This is a genomic window from Methylomonas sp. DH-1 (assembly GCF_046097555.1).
GTDB lineage: Bacteria > Pseudomonadota > Gammaproteobacteria > Methylococcales > Methylomonadaceae > Methylomonas > Methylomonas koyamae.
Genome location: NZ_CP143089.1, coordinates 318,084 through 333,949, shown reverse-complemented (window position 1 = coordinate 333,949; position 15,866 = coordinate 318,084). Strand labels below are relative to the sequence as shown.

Sequence of the window (15,866 nt, the reverse complement as noted above, 5' to 3'; positions counted from 1 at the left end):
ACGCCGCCGACTTTGCCGAAACGGCTGCGCCAAGACTTGCCTGAACTTCTCCCGTTTTCACTGATCCGCAACAACCCGCTCGCTGGCCCGATCTGAAGCACTCCTCGCTAAGTATTTGCCGGTCGCGGCCGGTGCCGGTTTTGTATTCGCAGTGCTTCCGGTTTAACCGCGCCTGTCGCATTTCGATGTCGACGATTGACAATCAATCGATTGATTGATAATTTGCAAATCAATCGATTGATTTAATATTCAGCATTTTTGGAGCACCATGGCTAAAACCCCTCACGCCGAAACCGAAACCAGCGACGCACGCAGCCGACTGGTCAGCGCCGCATTACAGCTGTTTGCCGAAAAAGGCTACGAAGGCGCCTCCACCCGCGAGATCTGCGAGGCCGCCGGCGTCAACATTTCGGCGATCCGCTATTACTTCGGCGACAAAGCCGGCTTGTACCGCGCCGCGTTCACCGAACCGATGGGCGAATCGCCCTGCGGTGCGAATATCGCCGAGTACGCCGATTTACCCTTACCGGAGGTATTGCACCGCTTCTTCGGCGAATTTCTGGAACCGTTAAAGAAGGGCGAAGAATTGGGATTGGTCATGAAGCTGCATTTCCGGGAAATGATCGAACCGACCGGCGCCTGGCAACAGGAGATAGACGCCGAGATCAAACCGCAACACGACGGCCTGGTGATATTGCTGCAAACGCATCTGGGTCTAGACCGCGCCGACGACGATCTGCACCGCTTGGCGTTTGCGATCACCGGCATGGCCGTGCATTTCTACGTCGGGCAGGACGTCATCGCAACGGTTTCGGCGCCGCTGCTGAACACGCCGGCAGCGGTCGACACGCTGGCCGAACGTTTGGCCGGTTACGCCGTGTCGATGGTCGCCGGCGAAGCGGCGCGGCGGGCGCAAGGAGGCGATCATGCGGCATAAGCGCTGGCGGGCATTGGGCTGGAGCTTGCCCTTGCCGCTGCTTTCCGCCTGCGGAGGGGGCGGTTTACTGGCCACCGTTGGCCCGGATTACCAAGCCGAGCCGCTGCCGGCGGTAGCCGGCTGGCACGAACCGCAGCCCGGCCCGGTCGTCCAGTCGGCCCATGGCGGCGCAGCCGGCGACTTGATCCGTTGGTGGGAAGGCTTTAACGACCCGACCTTGACCCGCCTGCTGGACGCCGCGGAACGGCAAAGCGCTTCGCTGGCCGAAGCCAAGGCCCGCATCGAACAAGCCCGCGCCAATCTGGCCGGTGCCGATGCCGCGCTGTTGCCGAATCTGGATGCCAGTCTGGCCGGCAAGCGTTCTTCGGCATCGTTCGGCGGCGAACCTTTCGTCTGGAACCAATATAACGCCGGCCTGCAATCGAGTTGGGAAATCGATTTGTTCGGCGGCCTGGCCCGGCAGCAGCAAGCTGCGCTCGGCCAGTTGGCCGCGAAAAGCGCGGCCTGGCAAGACGCACGGGTCACTGTCGCCGCTGAAACCGCCAACGCCTACCTGGCTTACCGTTATTGCCTAAGCCAAGTACAAATTCTAAAGGCCGACCGGGCATCGCGCAGCGAATCGGCGCGGCTGATCGCAATCGCCGGCGACAGCGGTTTGCGCCCCGCCGGCGATGTTGCCTTGGCAAGGGCCGGCGCGGCCGAAGCCCGTAGCAATGTGCTGCAACAGCAAGCCCAATGCGAGCGCGGAGTGAAAGGCCTGGCGGCGTTGACGGCGCTGGACGAAACCGAACTGCGCGGTTTGCTGGGCGCCAACGCGGAACAGGCGGCGAAACTGCCGGAACCGCCGGCGTTTCGAATCGACGCGATCCCGGCCGAGGTTTTGCTGCAACGCCCAGATATTGCCGCCGCTGAGCGCGATGTGGCCGAAGCCAGCGCCAACATCGGCGTGCAGCGGGCCAAACAGTTCCCGAAACTGAGCCTGTCCGGCAACATTACCCCTACCCTGCAAAACATTAATGGCGCCGCGCTGATGCTGGCCCAGACCTGGGCCATCGGCCCGACCCTGAGTTTGCCCTTGTTCGACGCCGGCAAACGCGCCGCCGACGTCGCGGTGGCCGAGCAACAATACCTGGCGGCCGCAAGCCGTTTCCGCGACAAGGCGCGCACGGCGGTCAAGGAAGTGGAAGAAGCCCTGGTCCGCCTGAACAGCGCCGGGCTGCGCCTGCCGGAAGGCCGCACCGCCGTCGACAGTTATCGCGCCAATTACCGCTCGCTCGAAGCGCTCAATCAAAATGGTTTGAGCAGTCTGCTCGACGTCGAAACCGCCCGCCGCAATCTGTTGTCCGCCGAACTCGCGCTGAAAACGCTGGAACAGGAGCGCGTCTCCGCCTGGATTGCGCTGTACCGTGCGGTCGGCGGCGGCTGGACCGCAAACGCGGAAGCCGCCGCCCAAAGCGACGTTAACGCTCGCCCCGATTCATTACCGATTCAACAGGTCTCTTTCAACGGAGGAAAATCATGAAGCACGGAAAAACCATCCTATCGCTAAGCGCCGTAATACTGCCGCTCGGCTTAATCAGCCTGGCGGTCGGCAATAGCCGGGAAACCGCACCGGCAGCAGCAGCGGCAGCCAATCCCGCGCTCAGCGTGACGACGGTGCAACCGCAATGGCTGGATATGCCGATCGCGCTGACCGCCAACGGCTCGATCGCGGCTTGGCAGGAAGCGGTGATCGGCGCCGAAATCGGAGATTTGCGGCTCAGCGCGGTCAATGTCCAGGTCGGCGAAGCGGTCAAAAAGGGCCAGGTGCTGGCGACTTTTTCCGACGAAAGCGTGCTGGCCGACATCGCCCAAAGCCGCGGCATCGTCGCCGAGGCCCAAGCCAATCTGGAAGAGGCGCGGGCCAATGCCGAACGGGCGCGCAAAGTACTGGAAAAAGGCGCGTTGAGTGCGCAGCAGGTCGACCAATACTTGACCGGAGCCAAGACCGCGGAAGCCAAACTGCAATCGGCCAAGGCGCAATTGGACGCACAACTGTTGCGCTTGAAATACACCAAGGTGCTGGCCAGCGACGACGGCGTGATTTCTTCGCGCAGCGCGACGCTAGGCGCCGTCGCAGCCAAAGGCCAGGAGTTGTTCAAATTGATCCGGCAAAACCGGCTGGAATGGCGCGGCGAAGTCACCGCCGCCGAAATGACGCAATTGCGGCCCGGCGTCGAAGCGACGGTCGAAGTACCCAACGTCGGCCGCATTCGCGGCACGGTACGCTTTTTGGCGCCGACCTTGGACGAACAAAGCCGTAACGGCCTGGTTTACGTGGATTTGCCCAATGCGGCGCAAAACGGCTTGCGCGCCGGCATGTTCGGCCGCGGCGAATTCCATCTCGGCTCCAGCGCCGGCCTGACCGTACCGCAAGACGCGCTGTCGCTACGCGAAGGTTTCAGCTACGTGTTTCGCGTGGCCGAACAGAACGGCGACCGGGCCAAGGTCGAGCAAGTCAAAGTCCAACTCGGCCGCCGCGCCGGCGACGTGCTGGAAGTGCTGGCCGGCCTCAACCCCGGCGACCGTCTGGTAGCCAGAGGCGCCTCCTTTCTGGCCGACGGCGACAGCGTCAGGGTGGTGGCGCCATGAACGTCTCGGCCTGGTGCATCCGTAACCCGATCCCGGCATTGATGCTGTTCGTGCTGCTGTCGTTCGGCGGCTTGCACAGCTTCAAGACCATGAAGATCCAGAACTTCCCGGACCTGGACTTGCCCACCGTCACGGTCACGGCTACGCTGCCCGGCGCTTCGCCGGCGCAGTTGGAAACCGAAGTGGCGCGAAAAATCGAAAACGCCATCGCCACGCTGCAGGGCTTGAAACACATCATCACCAAGGTGCAGGACGGCAGTGCGATCATTACGGCCCAATTTCGCCTGGAAAAACCGGTGCAGGAAGCGGTCGACGACGTGCGTTCCGCCGTAACCAAGGTGCGTACCGACCTGCCCAGCGATTTGCGCGACCCCATCGTCAATAAACTGGACCTGGCCGGCTCGCCGATTCTGGCCTTTACCGTGCGCTCCGAACAGCGCGACGACGAAGCGCTGTCGTGGTTCGTCGAGGACACCGTCGCCAAACGCCTGCTGGCGGTGAACGGCGTCGGCGCCGTGACGCGGGTCGGCGGCGTCAGCCGGGAAGTGACGATTGCGCTCGACCCGGTCAAATTGCAAGCCTTGGGGGCGACCGCGGCCGATATTTCCCGCCAATTACGCGAGATGCAACGCGAAAGCGCCGGCGGCCGTACCGATCTGGGTAGCGGCGAACAACCGGTGCGCACGCTGGCCAACGTGTTGTCGGTGGACGAAATGCGGCCGCTGCAACTCTCGCTGGCGGACGGCCGCCACATCCGCCTGGACCAAGTGGCCAGCATCGAAGACTCGGTGGCCGAACGCCGCGCCGCCGCATTCCTGGACGGCAAGCCGGTGGTCGGTTTCGAGGTCACCCGCAGCCGCGGCGCCGGCGAAGTCGAAGTCGGCGCCGGCGTCAAAAAAGCGCTGAACGAATTGCTAGCCGCCAACCCGGATATCGAGTTCAACGAAGCCTTCAATTTCGTCGATCCGGTAGCGGAAGAGTTTCAAGGTTCGATGGCGATGCTGTACGAAGGCAGCTTGTTAGCGGTTTTGGTGGTCTGGCTGTTTCTGCGCGACTGGCGCGCCACCTTCGTCTCCGCCGTCGCCTTGCCGTTGTCGGTGGTACCGGCGTTCATCGGCATGGATCTGTTCGGTTTTTCGTTGAACGTGATTACCCTGCTGGCCTTGTCGCTGGTGATCGGGATTTTGGTCGACGACGCCATCGTCGAAGTGGAAAACATCGTCCGCCATCTGCGGATGGGCAAGACGCCGTACCAAGCGGCGATGGAAGCCGCCGACGAAATCGGCCTGGCCGTGGTCGCCACCACCTTTGCCCTGGTTGCGGTGTTTTTGCCGACCGCGTTCATGAGCGGCGTAGCCGGCCGTTTTTTCAAGCAGTTCGGTTGGACCGCGGCGCTGGCGGTGTTGGCGTCGCTGGTGGTGGCGCGGATGCTGACACCGATGATGTCCGCCTATCTACTGAAAAACACCGGCCACCAGGAAATTAGCGAAGGGCCGCTGATGCGCTGGTACATTCGGGCGGCCGCCTGGTGCCTGCGGCATCGGCTGGCCACCATCGGCGGCGCGGCGGCGTTTTTCGTCGGCTCGTTGCTGTTGATTCCGCTGCTGCCGACCGGCTTCATTCCGGCCGACGACAATCCGCAAACCCAGGTATTCGTCGAATTGCCGCCGGGCGCCAGCTTGAACCAGACCCAATCCGTGGCGGAAGCCGCACGGCGTTTGGTCGCCGACATCGAGTACGTGAAAACGGTTTACACCACCATCGGCGCCGGTTCGGCCGGCAGCGACCCGATGGCCGGCGCCCAAGGCGCCGGCGAGGTGCGTAAAGCCACGTTGACGGTGACGTTGGCCAGCCGCCGCGACCGGCCGGTGCGCAAACAGGTTATCGAGCAACAGATTCGCCAGGCCTTGGAGAAATTACCCGGCGTGCGCACCAAAGTGGGTCTGGGCGCGTCCGGCGAGAAATACGTGCTGGTATTGAGCGGCGACGATCCGCAAACCCTGACTAGCGCCGCCCGCGCCGTAGAACGCGACTTGCGGACGATTCCGGGCCTGGGCAGCATCGCCTCCAGCGCCGCCTTGGTGCGGCCGGAGATTGCGGTACGGCCGGATTTCGCCCGCGCTGCCGATCTGGGCGTCACCACCGCCGCGCTGGCCGAAACGCTACGCATCGCCACGGTCGGCGATTACGACTGGTCGCTGTCCAAGCTGAATCTGGCCCAGCGCCAGGTGCCGATGGTAGTCAAACTGGCCGCCGAAGGCCGCCGCGATCTGGCGGTGTTGGAACGGCTGGCGGTACCGTCGGCGAAAAGCGGCAGCGGCACGGTTTTGGTCGGCCAGGTGGCGAAGCTGGAATTGTCCAGCGGTCCGGCCGTGCTCGACCGTTACGACCGCTCGCGCAACGTCAATTTCGAGATCGAGCTGTCCGGCCAGCCGCTGGGCGAGGTCACTGCCGCAGTCGCCAATTTGCCCAGCATCCGCAACCTGCCGGCCGGCGTCAAACGCATCAGCATCGGCGACGCCGAGATGATGGAAGAACTGTTCTCCAGTTTCGGTTTGGCGATGCTGACCGGCTTGCTCTGCATCCTGGTGGTATTGATTCTGCTGTTCAAGGACTTTATCCAGCCGATCACGATTCTGGCGGCGCTGCCGTTGTCGTTCGGCGGCGGCTTCGTGGCCTTGCTGCTGACCGGCAAGGCCTTCTCGATGCCGTCGTTGATCGGCTTGGTGATGTTGATGGGTATCGCCACCAAAAACTCGATTCTGCTGGTCGAATACGCCATCGTCGCCCGCCGCGACCATGGCATGAGCCGCTTCGATGCCTTGCTCGACGCCTGCCGCAAACGGGCGCGGCCGATCGTGATGACCACCATCGCAATGGGAGCGGGCATGTTGCCGATCGCAATCGGCAGCGGCGACGCCGATGCCTCGTTCCGCAGCCCGATGGCGATTGCCGTGATCGGCGGCTTGATTACGTCGACCTTGCTCAGTTTGTTGGTAATTCCGGTGGCATTTACCTATCTGGACGACGGCAAACAATGGGCGTTGGCCCTGTGGCGGCGCTGTTTTAGCGATAAAACCGCCGGCGGCCGGACTCAGGTATCGAACTGACAGCGACGAGGTACCGCGCTAGCCGGCACAGCCGACTGCGCGATTCCAAATGGTGCATGGCGGCTTAACGCGGCGGGCAAACGATCCAAACCGGTGCGGGCGCGGGCAAATACCGGCAGTATTTCCGAGCCGACAAGACTGGCGGGAAATTTGCTGGACACATAGTCCGTGTCCACTTTCGACGAGTCCGCCATGCCCGCTTCGTTGCTTTCCGCCGTTCTCGGCAATTACCGGCTTCGCCACCAATTTCTGTTTCTATCCGGTCTGATCGCGCTTCCGGGCTTGGCGACCGCCGCCCTGGTCGCCAACTACACCTCCGGCCTGTCGCCGGGGCTGTGGCTGGCGGCTGCGGCCGGCCAACTGCCGTGGATGATCGCGCTATACGCCCTCTACGCCGGGTTGCGCAACGGCTTGCACAGTCTGCTCGGCGCACAGCGCCAACTCGCCGGCGGCGATTTCGGCGTCCGCTTGCAGTTTGCCGGCCGCGACGAGCTGGCCGAGCTGTGCGTCGGTTTTAACGATACGGTACGCGAACTGGGTCGGCGGATGAGCCAGGTGCAGGCATCGATCCAGGAGGTGACCTACGCCGCCGACCAGTTGCACCAAGGTTCCGGCCAAGTTGCCGACCAGTTGGATCTGCAGCGAAAAAGCACGACGATGATGGCCGCGGCCATCGAGCAAATGTCGGCCAGCATTCTGGGCGTGGCCGGGCAATGCCGGGAAACCGAAAAAATTTCTTCGACCACGCAACAACTGTCGCTGCAAGGCCAGCATTCGATCGACAGTTTCATTGCCGACATCAAACAACTGTTCCGGGAAATAGAGGAATTGGCGGGTTTGATGCGCAACCTGGAACAGCATTCCCAGCAGGTCTCGCAAATCTCGGAGATGATCAAGGCCATTTCCGAACAAACCAATTTGCTGGCGCTGAACGCCGCCATCGAAGCGGCGCGGGCCGGCGAATACGGCCGCGGCTTCGCCGTGGTCGCCGACGAAGTGCGGACATTGGCGCAACGGGTCAGGCTGTCGGCGGAGGAGATCACCGGCACTACCGTAGCGGTGCGCGAGCAAATCGATCGCGCCGTGCGTTCTATCGACGCCACTCAACAGCGCACCGAACAGGGAATAGACAAGGCTTACAGCGTCGAACGGGTGCTGGCCGGCATCAAGGAATATGCCGACAGCGCGCTGGACAATGTGTCGATGATCGCGGCCAGTACCGAACAGCAAAGCCAGGTCAGCCTGGAGATCGGCCGCAACGTGGAAAGTATTGCCCAGCATGTCGAAGAAAACAGCAAAGCCGCCCAGGAATCGGCGGCAATCGCCCGCCATTTGTCGAAACTGGCGCAAGTCGTAGTCCATAAACCCGCATAGCAGGCCCGCCGATGACCGATACCTTAATCTTGTTATGCGCCGCCGCCGGCTCGGCCGGTTCGGTGTTGGCCGCACTCTGGCATTGCCGCAACCGCACCCGGCTCGCCCACTTGGCCGGCCAACGGACCAGCATCGCCATCAACCGCGAACTGAAGCAACTGCTCGGCAAAATCCAACAGCACCGCGGCATGGCCAGCGGCTATCTGAACGGCGATGCCAGTTTCAAATATAAAATTTCGGCGTTGCAAGCCGACATAGATCGCGAAGCGGAACAAATCGCCAAGCGCTTACACGCTTTGCCGGCCCATCGCGGCGGATTCGAGGCGATTGAATCCCGCTGGCGCAGCTTGAGCCCGACCGTATTGCACGGCACCCGCGAGCAAAGCTTCGACCACCACTGCCAACTGATTGCCGCCGTACTGGACTTGATGCGGGACATCGCCGAACGCAGCCAATTGCACCGCGATAGCGCCTGTCCGTTCGGTTTTGTCGAGATCGTCTGGCATTTGTTGCCGGACACCGCCGAAGCGATCGGCCAAACCCGGGCGATCGGTACCGGTATCGCCGCCGCCGGGCGCAGCCTCAGTACCGAGCGTATCAAGCTTGGCTATTTGCTGACCCGTATCCGCAATGCCGCCGAGCGTCTCGAATCGGGCATCGCCCGGACGCCGTCGGCAATGGCCGGCGCCGAGTTCCGGCACAGCTTCGGCGAGGTACGGCAACGCATCGATAGTTTGGTCGGCGATATCGAGCAACAATTGCTGGCAAGCGAACGCCCCGCAATCGACCCGGCCGGTTTTTTCGAGCACGCTACGCAGACATTGAACGGCGTGTTCGACCTGTACGACCGGGCCGAAGCGGCCGCCAACCGCGAGCTGCAAACGCGGCTGGCCGGCGCCGCCCGGCTGGGTCGCCAATCGTTGGCGACGTTGCTATTGGGGGTGACAACAGCCGCCGCCGGCATTCTACCGCTGGCGTTGTAAGCCGCCGTCCGGCCGGAACGGCTTGTGTAACGGCGGGATAAGCCGTTACAGTGGCGCCGTTTCCGCCCGCCCCGCTCGCCGGGAACGGCGCCTACCGGCCCAGTTCGCGAATTCCGATGCCTAACACCAGACCCGTACCGCAAGCCAAAGGCGATTTCCTGTTAGGCCATCTACGGCCGCTTGCCGCCGATCCGTTCCGGACCTTATCTACCTGGTGGCACGACTACGGCGACGCGGTTGGCTTTCGCGTGCTGACCCGGCAGTTTTATATGCTCAGCCATCCGGACATGGCGGAACAGGCTTTGGTGCGCCAGGCCGACAAGTTCGTCAAAATGTACGATCCGCAAAAACCCAAAGGCCTGGAATTGGTGCTCGGCCAGGGTTTGGTCACCAGCCGCGGCGACTTGTGGCGCAACCAGCGGCGTTTGATGCAGCCGGTGTTCCAACGCGGCAACCTGAGCGCATTGCAGCCGCAAATCGTCGCCGCCGGCCGCGAGATGCTGCGACGCTGGCACCGATTGGGCGACGGTGCGCAGGTCAATCTGTGCAGCGAAATGATGCGGTTGACGCTGGAAGTCATCACCCAAACCATGTTCGGTACCAGCGTGCTGGACCGGATCGAAGCCATTGCCCCGGCGCTGGATACGGCGTTGCGCCATGCCGCCGCGTCGTTGCTGAATCCGCTAGCCTTGCCGCCGTTCGTACCCACACCGGGCAATCGCGCCTTCAACCGGGCCATGGCTACGTTGGACGGCGTGGTCTACGGCATCATCGAACAACGCCGCACCAATCCGGCGGCGGCCGGCGGCGATTTACTGGACATGCTGCTGCAGGCGCGCGGCGAAGATGGCGGGGCCGGCATGAGCGACCGCCAACTGCGCGACGAAGTGCTGACCATTTTCAGCGCCGGCCACGAAACCACCTCGAATTTACTGAGCTGGACGTTGTATTTGCTGGCCCGCCACCCGGACGCACTCGGCCGTTTGCGTCGGGAGTTGCAGGACTTGCCGGCCGAGGAGGACTGGCAGTTTGCCGACCTGCAAACGCTGGAATACTGCAAGGCGGTCCTTAACGAATCGCTGCGCTTGCGGCCGCCGGTCGGCGTGATCATGCGCAAAATCCGCCAAAACACCGAAGTCGAAGGTTACCGACTCGCGGCCGGCAGTCTGGCCTTGATCAATATCTTCAATTTGCACCACCATCCGCAATTCTGGAACGATCCCGAGCGGTTCGAGCCGGAGCGGTTTCTCGGCAACCAGAGCCGCCGCTTTGCCTTCATGCCGTTCGGCGCCGGCGAACGGATTTGCATCGGCAACCACTTCGCATTGCTGGAGAGCCAGTTGCTGTTGAGCCTGATCGTGCGCAATTACGCTATCGAATTGCTCGATCCCGGCAAGGCCGACATGGAAATGGTGGTTAGCCTGAGGCCGAAAGGTGGCTTGCCGGTCCGGCTCAAGCGGTTGGCTAAACCTTAACCGATGTGCCGGGGAGGTTCGCTTGCCGCGTCAATCGCCGCCGGCATCGGCGATATCCTCGTCTTCGTTGCTGATTAGCCAATCCAGCACCAGGGCGTAACTGGTCGCCAGCAGGGTCGGGCCGATGAAGACGCCGATGAAGCCGAATGCCAGCAGGCCGCCGAAGATGCCGAATACGATCAGGACGAACGGCAATTCGACTTCGCGGCTGATCAGGATCGGCCGCAACCAATTATCAATCGTGCCGACGAACAGCAGGAACCACAGCGCGATAAAAACCGCCCGGCCGGTTTCGCCTTCCACCAACAGCCATAGCGCAACCGGCAGCCAGACCACGGTGCCGGCGGCCGGGATCAACATCAAAAAGAAGGCGACGACGCCCAGCGCGAAGGCGTAGGGCACCTCGGCGACGACAAAGCCGAGCATCGAGGCCAAGGCCTGAACCAGCGCGGTGCCGATGATGCCGTAAACCACGGCGCGCAAGCTGGAGCCGACGATGTGCAGAATGCGCTGGCTGCGTTCGCCGGCCAAGCGCCGCACCGCAACCACCACGTGCTCGGCAACCCGCTCGCCGTCGCGGTAGAAAAAAAACAGCACCAGAATGCTCAGGCCCATATGCATCAATTGGCCGCCGAGCTTGATGCCTTGCTGCAAAATCCAGGTGCCGGCACCCAGCGCGTAGGGGCGGGCCAGATTCACCAGCCGGCTGGTGTCTTCGCCTATGCTTTGCCAAGCCGATTTGGCCCTATCGCCGACCCATGGCAGCCGTTCCAGCCATTCCGGGGCCGGCGGCCAGGTGTGCACGCTTTGGTTGAGCCATTGCAGCAAGCGGTTGATGTCTTCGGTAAAGCTGAAGCCGGCGGTGGCGAATGGCGTCAACAGCAGGATGCCGATCGGCAGCACCATGGTGGCGGCGGCGCGATTGGCGCTGAAATGCCATTCCCGCAAGCGGGAATACAGCGGCCAGGTGACGAAACACAAGATGGCCGCCCACAACAAATCGAACACAAACGGCTGCAATACCTGGTAGCAGGCAAACAACAACAAGCCCAACGCGGCCAGACTGGCGGCTTTTTCGTAACGCGAATTTTGCATACTGGTTGGGCGCCTGCGCCGATTTAAGAATCCGAATCCTGAGTTTACGGCATTATCGAGCGCGCCGGTATGGCCGGTTAGCGCGCAATCAGCGCTTGCTTGGCCGGCGACGCATTCACTAGAATGCGGCAGCGATTATTTGGAGGCCTGTGGCGTGAGCGAAACCCGTGAATTTATTCCGATCAATATCGCGGTATTGACCGTGTCCGATACCCGCAGCGAAGCGGACGATACTTCCGGCCGCGTGTTGGCCGAAGGTTTGCTTGCGGCCGGGCATCGATTGGCCGAAAAAAAAATCGTCCGCGACGATATTTATCAGATCCGCGCCGCCGTCAGCCAATGGATCGCCGACCCGAGCGTCAATGCCGTCATCGCCACCGGCGGCACCGGCGTGACCGGCCGCGACGGCACCCCGGAAGCGGTGTTGCCGCTGCTGGACAAGGTACTGGACGGCTTCGGCGAGGTGTTCCGCATGCTGTCCTACCAGGACATCAAAAGTTCGACGATGCAGTCGCGGGCGGTGGCCGGCGTCGCCAACGCCACTTACATATTCTGCGTGCCGGGTTCGTCCGGCGCCTGCCGTACGGCCTGGGAATCGCTGATCAAAGACCAACTGGATTACCGCACCCGGCCTTGCAATCTGGTGCAACTGATGCCGCGTTTGCTGGAGAAATAATGCGCCGGACATTTTTAACGTTGGCCGCGCTGGGCGGCTTTACCGGAGTAGCGTTGGGCGCATTCGGCGCCCACGGCTTGAAACATCTGCTGAGCGACTACCAGTTGGACATCTACAAAACTGCGGTAAATTACCAGATGTGGCATAGCTTGGCGCTAGGCCTGGTGGCGCAATTGCCGGCCCGTCCGGCCTTGCGCTGGGCGGGCAGGTTGTTGGCGCTCGGCATCCTGCTGTTTTCAGGCAGTCTATACTTGCTGGCGATATTCGATATCAAATGGCTGGGTATGGTTACGCCGCTGGGCGGCCTGGCGTTTCTGGCGGCCTGGGGCCTGTTGGCCTACGCCGCGCTTCGGGAATAAGCAGGAGACACCGATGGAATCCAAACCGCCCGTTCGCCCTTCGCCGCCGTCGCGGCCCGGCGCCAGCCGCGCTCTGCGCGACGAGCCGGAAGTCAAATTGCCGCCGGTCGCCGAAGACGGCTTGTTGAAAGTATTGCACGCGGTGATCCATTTCGCCGTCCGCATCCTGGCGGTGCTGATGGTATTAGTCATATTGTGGGGCGTGGCCGACGTGGTGTACGTGATCTATCAACGCTTGGTCGCGGAACCGTTTATGATGTTGACGGTCTCGGACATACTGCTGATTTTCGGTTCGTTCATGGCCGTACTGATCGCGATCGAGATTTTCATCAACATCACGCTGTACATCAAACACGATACGCTGCCGATTAAAATGGTCATCGCCACGGCGCTGATGGCCGTAGCCCGAAAAGTGATCATGTTGGATTTCAAGGACCTGGACCCGGCTTACATCGTCGCGATCGCCGCGGTGATCGTGTCTCTGGGCCTAACCTATTGGTTGATTTCCTATAAACCGCAACCCGTCAAAACTGAAGAGCGATAAGCAATGCGCGATGCCAGCCCGCAAACCGTCTACCTGAAAGATTACACGCCGCCGGAGTACCTGATCGACCAAATCGAATTGCATTTCGAATTGGACGAGCAGCGCACCCGGGTGCAAGCCAGAATGAACGTCAGGCGCAATCCGCACAGCTCGGCCGACAGTGTCGCTCTGAAATTGTGGGGCGAGGAATTGCAATTGCTCAGTATCGCCATCGACGGCCGGCCGCTGCAGGAGAACGAATTTGTGGTCGGCGACGAAGCGCTGATCGTGCACGAAGCGCCGCAGGACAGGCCTTTCGAAATCCTGATCGAAAACCTGATCGACCCGCAAGCCAACACCGCTCTGGAAGGCTTGTACCTGTCCAGCAGCATGCTCTGCACCCAGTGCGAGGCCCAGGGTTTTCGCAAAATTACCTGGTTTTTGGACCGGCCGGACGTAATGAGCCGCTTCAAAACCACGCTGGTGGCCGACAAGGCCAAATACCCGGTATTGCTGTCCAACGGCAACAAAACCGGCAGCGGCGAGTTGGAGAACAACCGGCATTGGGTCAGTTGGGAAGATCCGTTCGCCAAACCGTGCTATCTGTTCGCCTTGGTCGCCGGGCAGTTGGCGTGCGTCGCCGACCAGTTCGTGACGATGAGCGGCCGACGCATCGACTTGCAGATTTTCGTCGAACAGCACAATGTCGATAAATGCGGCCACGCCATACAATCGCTGAAAAACGCGATGCGCTGGGACGAGCAGACCTACGGCCTGGAATACGACTTGGACTTGTACATGATCGTCGCCGTCGACCATTTCAACATGGGCGCGATGGAAAACAAGGGTTTGAACGTATTCAACACCAAGTTCGTGCTGGCCCGCCCGGATACCGCGACCGACAGCGATTACGAACATATCGAAGGCGTGATCGGCCACGAATATTTCCATAACTGGTCCGGCAACCGGGTGACCTGCCGCGATTGGTTCCAGTTAAGCCTGAAAGAAGGCTTTACCGTATTTCGCGACCAGCAATTCAGCGGCGACATGACCTCGCCGGCCGTAAAACGCATCGAAGACGTCAATGCCTTGCGCACCCGGCAATTCGCCGAGGATGCCGGACCTTTGGCGCATCCGGTGAGGCCGGAAGCCTATATCGAGATCAACAACTTTTACACGCTGACCGTCTACGAAAAAGGCGCGGAAGTGGTGCGCATGCTGCACACTCTGCTCGGCGCGGCAGGTTTTCGTATGGGCTGCGACTTGTATTTCCAACGCCACGACGGCCAGGCCGTCACCTGCGAAGATTTCGTCAAGGCGCTGGAAGACGCAAACGGCGTCGAACTTGGCCAATTCCGCCGCTGGTACTCGCAGGCCGGTACGCCGGTAGTGACGGTCGAACAAGACTACGATGCCGCCAACGGCCGCTTGCAACTGACACTACGCCAAAGCAGTCCGCCGACGCCGAACCAGCCGGTCAAACAACCGTTACATATCCCGGTAAAACTGGGCTTGCTGAATGCGGACGGCTCGCCGGCCACCTTCGAGTTCGCCGGCCAACCGCATACCGAAGTCACGCTTGACCTGACCGCAGCCGAACAAAACTTCAACTTCGGCAATCTGGCCGGCAAGCCGGTGGTTTCGTTGCTGCGCGGTTTTTCCGCGCCGGTGACATTGCAAATGCCGCGCAGCCTGGACGAGCTGGCCTTCCTGCTCAGCCACGACAGCGACACCTTCAACCGCTGGGAGGCCGGCCAGCAATTGGCGACCCAAGCCATTTTCCAATTGATCGACAGCATCCAACTGGACCGGCCTTTGCAACTGGAACCTATCGTCGTCGATGCCTACCGCAGAGTGCTGGCCGATGCCGGCGGCGACTTGTCGTACCAAGCCTTGCTGCTGGCTCTGCCCGAGGAAAGTTACTTGTCGGGCCAGATGCCGGTTATCGACGTCGAAGCCGTGCACCAGGCCCGCGAATTCGTCAAAAAAACGCTGGCCGAGAATTTGGCGGAGCAGTTTCTGGAACTTTACCGGCAATACCACCGCGACGAATCCGGCTGCTTCGATGCCGGCGCGGTCGGCCGCCGCCGCCTGAAAAACACCTGCCTGAGCTACTTGAGCAAACTGGAAACGCCCGATAGCCACCGTCTGGCCGAGCAGCAGTTCCGCGCCGCCCGCAATATGACCGACCAAATTTCAGCATTGGCTGCGATTGTCAACAGTCGCCATCCCGACCAAGACGATTGCCTGGACAGTTTTTACCGGCAGTGGCAGCAGGAAGCCCTGGTCATCGACAAGTGGTTCACGTTGCAGGCGACCAGCAGCATGCCGAACACCTTTGCCAAGGTGCAAAACCTGATGCGGCATCCGGCTTTCGACATGAAAACGCCGAATCGGGTTCGAGCCCTGGTCGGCGCCTTCAGCCAGTCCAACCCGTTGCATTTCCACGCCGCCAACGGCGAAGGCTACCGGTTTTTGGCCGACCGCGTGATCGAACTAAACGCGCTGAATCCGCAAATTGCCTCGCGCATGGTTAGCGGACTGGCGCAATGGCGGCGTTACGATGCCAACCGGCAAAGCTTGATGAAACAGGAATTACAGCGTATCGTCGCCACCGACCATTTGTCGAAAGATGTCTACGAGATCGCCAGCAAGAGTTTGGCGTAGCCGTCACAATCACGTAAACTAGCGCCGGACCCAGTT

General features: G+C 61.5%; 12 protein-coding genes. 11 read left to right on the top strand and 1 reads right to left on the bottom strand.

From position 1 onward, the window contains the following. Positions 1 to 268 precede the first annotated feature (268 nt). The 7 genes from VXJ35_RS01530 to VXJ35_RS01500 all read left to right on the top strand — a co-directional run bounded on the left by VXJ35_RS01530 (position 269) and on the right by VXJ35_RS01500 (position 10,510). A complete protein-coding gene (locus tag VXJ35_RS01530; protein WP_064020202.1) occupies positions 269 to 937 on the top strand; it encodes a CerR family C-terminal domain-containing protein in 669 nt (222 codons plus the stop codon). Continuing rightward, positions 927 to 2,459, top strand: coding sequence for an efflux transporter outer membrane subunit (locus VXJ35_RS01525; protein WP_064020201.1), 1,533 nt, complete (start codon positions 927 to 929; stop codon positions 2,457 to 2,459). Before VXJ35_RS01530 ends, VXJ35_RS01525 begins: the two co-directional genes overlap by 11 nt. Next, the gene (locus VXJ35_RS01520; protein WP_064020200.1) at positions 2,456 to 3,568 is read left to right on the top strand and encodes an efflux RND transporter periplasmic adaptor subunit; all 1,113 of its coding nucleotides are present in this window, start codon (positions 2,456 to 2,458) and stop codon (positions 3,566 to 3,568) included. The genes VXJ35_RS01525 and VXJ35_RS01520 overlap by 4 nt, the downstream gene beginning before the upstream one ends. Beyond that, positions 3,565 to 6,678, top strand: coding sequence for an efflux RND transporter permease subunit (locus VXJ35_RS01515; protein WP_064020199.1), 3,114 nt, complete (start codon positions 3,565 to 3,567; stop codon positions 6,676 to 6,678). The genes VXJ35_RS01520 and VXJ35_RS01515 overlap by 4 nt, the downstream gene beginning before the upstream one ends. 192 nt (positions 6,679 to 6,870) lie before the next feature. After that, positions 6,871 to 8,052, top strand: a complete 1,182-nt coding sequence (locus tag VXJ35_RS01510; protein ID WP_064020197.1) for a methyl-accepting chemotaxis protein — start codon at positions 6,871 to 6,873, stop codon at positions 8,050 to 8,052. Positions 8,053 to 8,063: 11 nt separating this feature from the next. Beyond that, on the top strand, positions 8,064 to 9,035 hold the full coding sequence (locus VXJ35_RS01505; protein WP_064020196.1) for a nitrate- and nitrite sensing domain-containing protein: 972 nt from the start codon (positions 8,064 to 8,066) through the stop codon (positions 9,033 to 9,035). A gap of 116 nt (positions 9,036 to 9,151) precedes the next feature. Beyond that, positions 9,152 to 10,510 carry a cytochrome P450 gene (locus tag VXJ35_RS01500; RefSeq protein WP_064023321.1) on the top strand — a complete coding sequence of 453 codons (1,359 nt, stop codon included), beginning with the start codon at positions 9,152 to 9,154 and terminating at the stop codon, positions 10,508 to 10,510. Positions 10,511 to 10,540: 30 nt separating this feature from the next. On the opposite strand, the gene VXJ35_RS01495 is transcribed toward VXJ35_RS01500, so the two are convergent. After that, on the bottom strand, positions 10,541 to 11,605 hold the full coding sequence (locus VXJ35_RS01495) for an AI-2E family transporter (protein ID WP_054761470.1): 1,065 nt from the start codon (positions 11,603 to 11,605) through the stop codon (positions 10,541 to 10,543). Between the two features lie 154 nt (positions 11,606 to 11,759). Here VXJ35_RS01495 and moaB point away from each other — a divergent pair, with 154 nt between their 5' ends. The 4 genes from moaB to pepN are packed head-to-tail and all read left to right on the top strand — an operon-like array spanning position 11,760 to position 15,830. Then, complete coding sequence (gene moaB / locus VXJ35_RS01490; protein WP_064023320.1) at positions 11,760 to 12,281, top strand: molybdenum cofactor biosynthesis protein B; 522 nt, start codon at positions 11,760 to 11,762, stop codon at positions 12,279 to 12,281. Then, entirely contained in the window at positions 12,281 to 12,640 is a 360-nt protein-coding gene (locus VXJ35_RS01485; protein WP_064020195.1) for a DUF423 domain-containing protein, read from the top strand. The genes moaB and VXJ35_RS01485 overlap by 1 nt, the downstream gene beginning before the upstream one ends. A gap of 13 nt (positions 12,641 to 12,653) precedes the next feature. After that, positions 12,654 to 13,184: a phosphate-starvation-inducible PsiE family protein gene (locus VXJ35_RS01480; protein WP_082880764.1), complete on the top strand. Its 531-nt coding sequence runs from the start codon at positions 12,654 to 12,656 to the stop codon at positions 13,182 to 13,184. A gap of 3 nt (positions 13,185 to 13,187) precedes the next feature. Then, the gene (gene pepN, locus VXJ35_RS01475; protein WP_064020194.1) at positions 13,188 to 15,830 is read left to right on the top strand and encodes an aminopeptidase N; all 2,643 of its coding nucleotides are present in this window, start codon (positions 13,188 to 13,190) and stop codon (positions 15,828 to 15,830) included. Positions 15,831 to 15,866 lie beyond the last annotated feature (36 nt).

Excerpts from the sequence above, each read along its gene's own strand:
- VXJ35_RS01530 (WP_064020202.1), top strand. The coding sequence starts at position 269 with ATGGCTAAAACCCCTCACGCCGAAACCGAAACCAGCGACGCACGCAGC.
- VXJ35_RS01525 (WP_064020201.1), top strand. The coding sequence starts at position 927 with ATGCGGCATAAGCGCTGGCGGGCATTGGGCTGGAGCTTGCCCTTGCCG.
- VXJ35_RS01520 (WP_064020200.1), top strand. The coding sequence starts at position 2,456 with ATGAAGCACGGAAAAACCATCCTATCGCTAAGCGCCGTAATACTGCCG.
- VXJ35_RS01515 (WP_064020199.1), top strand. The coding sequence starts at position 3,565 with ATGAACGTCTCGGCCTGGTGCATCCGTAACCCGATCCCGGCATTGATG.
- VXJ35_RS01510 (WP_064020197.1), top strand. The coding sequence starts at position 6,871 with ATGCCCGCTTCGTTGCTTTCCGCCGTTCTCGGCAATTACCGGCTTCGC.
- VXJ35_RS01505 (WP_064020196.1), top strand. The coding sequence starts at position 8,064 with ATGACCGATACCTTAATCTTGTTATGCGCCGCCGCCGGCTCGGCCGGT.
- VXJ35_RS01500 (WP_064023321.1), top strand. The coding sequence starts at position 9,152 with ATGCCTAACACCAGACCCGTACCGCAAGCCAAAGGCGATTTCCTGTTA.
- VXJ35_RS01495 (WP_054761470.1), bottom strand. The coding sequence starts at position 11,605 with ATGCAAAATTCGCGTTACGAAAAAGCCGCCAGTCTGGCCGCGTTGGGC.
- VXJ35_RS01485 (WP_064020195.1), top strand. The coding sequence starts at position 12,281 with ATGCGCCGGACATTTTTAACGTTGGCCGCGCTGGGCGGCTTTACCGGA.
- VXJ35_RS01480 (WP_082880764.1), top strand. The coding sequence starts at position 12,654 with ATGGAATCCAAACCGCCCGTTCGCCCTTCGCCGCCGTCGCGGCCCGGC.
- pepN (WP_064020194.1), top strand. The coding sequence starts at position 13,188 with ATGCGCGATGCCAGCCCGCAAACCGTCTACCTGAAAGATTACACGCCG.